The organism is Erythrobacter sp., from assembly GCF_038133525.1.
Lineage (GTDB): Bacteria > Pseudomonadota > Alphaproteobacteria > Sphingomonadales > Sphingomonadaceae > Qipengyuania.
This window is the reverse complement of the sequence record NZ_JAYPTL010000122.1, coordinates 1-2,194: the sequence shown is the minus strand read 5'-3', so window position 1 is coordinate 2,194 and position 2,194 is coordinate 1. Positions and strand designations below refer to the sequence as shown.

1 pseudogene is annotated in these 2,194 nt (G+C 65.7%); it reads right to left on the bottom strand.

Annotated features, from left to right (window positions below):
- Positions 1–2,096: pseudogene (locus AAFM29_RS16850) on the bottom strand (Tn3-like element ISMpo10 family transposase); the annotation flags it as partial.
- Positions 2,097–2,194 lie beyond the last annotated feature (98 nt).

Here is a 2,194-nt window from a genome sequence, read left to right as displayed (position 1 = left end):
TTGTGCGGATTGACTGCGCCGGTTGCCTGGGCGCGGCGGTCGAGCGGAAAGTTCTGACCGTCTGAGCTGGACGAGGTGCCGGACCCGAACAGCGCGGCCAGCGGCGCGGTGTGTTGGGCGTCGACAAGCCGGGCGAGCGCGCGACCGTAGGTTTCCTCGCGCAGATGCCATGAGGCGAGCCAACCGAGTTGGCGCTGGGTCACGAGATTGCAGGCTTCCGCCATGCGCGTATGGCCCAGATTGGTGGCATCGGCGAGCACCGCCGTGAGGATCGCACGTGGTTCATCCGCGGCACGGCCACTTTGCAGATGCGTGAAGCACTGGCTGAACCCGGTCCATCGATCGACTTCGGCAAGAAGGTCGGTGATGCGGATCGCGGGCAGATGCGCATAGAGCGGCGCAAGGGCGGTATCGGATTCCTCGGGAGTAATCGCCTTCAAGGGCGAAATCCGCAGCCTGCCCAAGCTGAGCTGCACGTCTTCCAGCGCGTCCGTCTCCGCCTTTCGCTCGACCTCGGCCAATCGACGGGCGAGGCGGGCGCGTCGTTCGGCCAGCCAGATATCGGCCGTATCCGGTGCCGGTATCGGCAAGGGGCCGGCCGCGCGCATGTTGGCGAATACGGGGGCAGGAATGAGTTGCTGCTCGACAGCACGATAGCGTCGGCTTCCCTCGACCCACATGTCGCCGGCGCGAAGCCGGTCGCGAAGCTCGACCAGCACGCACAATTCATAGATCCTGCGATCGGGAATGCCGGTGCCGATCGCCCGACGCCAAGCTTGCCGGATGAAGCCGACTGGCGTGCCTGCAGGCAATTTGCGCAGATGACCAAAATGAAGGTCGCGCATGATCGCGACCGCTCGCGCGAGCGCATGGCAGGCTGGCACCGCCCCGAATGTGAACGAGGCGATGAACGAGGGACCGACCTGTCGGAGGACGGGGTAATTGGTCGCGGCGACCGCGACGGGATCGACCGAATCGGGGCGGATCAGCTTGCGGGCTTCATCGACCTCGCGGCCGAGATCATTCCATCCGATCGCTGCCTCGACCGCAGCGCCGATATCGCCACCTGATATCTTGGCGGCGAGCAAGGCAGCGCCGAGTTGGGCAAGCAGCCGGATTTTGCCGTTGATGGTGCGCCGGTTGCGCTTGAGTGTCGTGTCCGCGCTGTTCTGTTCGCGCCGGAACATCTGCCCAAGCAGGCGATCGAACATCAGCACCGCATCGTCGGTGAGGGTAACGATGGTTTCGAGGATGGTCGCCACCAATGTGGCGCGACGCCGCGTCGCTTGCAGCGTCCGAACATGTTGCGCGGTCAGCCGCACGCCTTCCTGGCACAGGCGTCGGAGGCGCTCGGGATGGACGCCTACGGCGATATCCGGATCGATCCCGATGGCCCGAAGCAGTGTCAGTCGCTCGATGATGGCGGCGAATGTCTTTCGGCCGGGCTTGCCGGGTGACTGCCGCACCCAGGCCAGATCGCTCAAGTTCGTGCCTGTGTGGGGCAGGAGAAGCGCATCGAGCAGCCGGCGCTGTCGAGCATCGAGTCCTCGGGTCAGATGCTCGGCGACATGGCGTTCGGCATCGAGCAACGCCTGTGCGACCATCCGCTCGACCGAACTGATGCCCGGCACAATGATGCGCCGTCGCCGGCACTCATCCAGCATCACGCGCGCCAGCCTAGCCCCGCTGGTCGTCGTCAGCGCGATCGGCAGGAGCCATTCCTGCAACGTCGTTCGCAGCGGCCGACTGAGCGGCATGAAGCCGAATGCATCGCGCAGTGCATCGAGCTGTTCGTACCGGGTCGGGCCGCGCGTCGCGTAGTCGGCCAGCACCTCGGGTCCGACCTGCAATTGCTCTGCGACGAACGCGAGCGGCGTATCAGGGATCAGTTCACCGGGTCGCAGGAAACGGCCAGGATAGCGCAGCGCGCAAAGCTGGATCGCGAAACCCAGCCGGTTATGCGGTCGCCTCCGGCGGACGATGATGGCCAAGTCGTCCCGGCTCAATGTCCAGTGCTGGACGAGCAGGGTTTCGTCGTCGGGAAGCGCGAGCAACGCCGCGCGTTGCTCGTCCGACAGGACGGCGCGACGCGGCATCGGCTTAGACCTTGGCCGGTGCGGTCCAGCCGATCCGGGCAAGCGTGCCGAGAAGGGTCGAACGCGGCACCTTGAAGGTCCGGCAGACGGACGCCTTG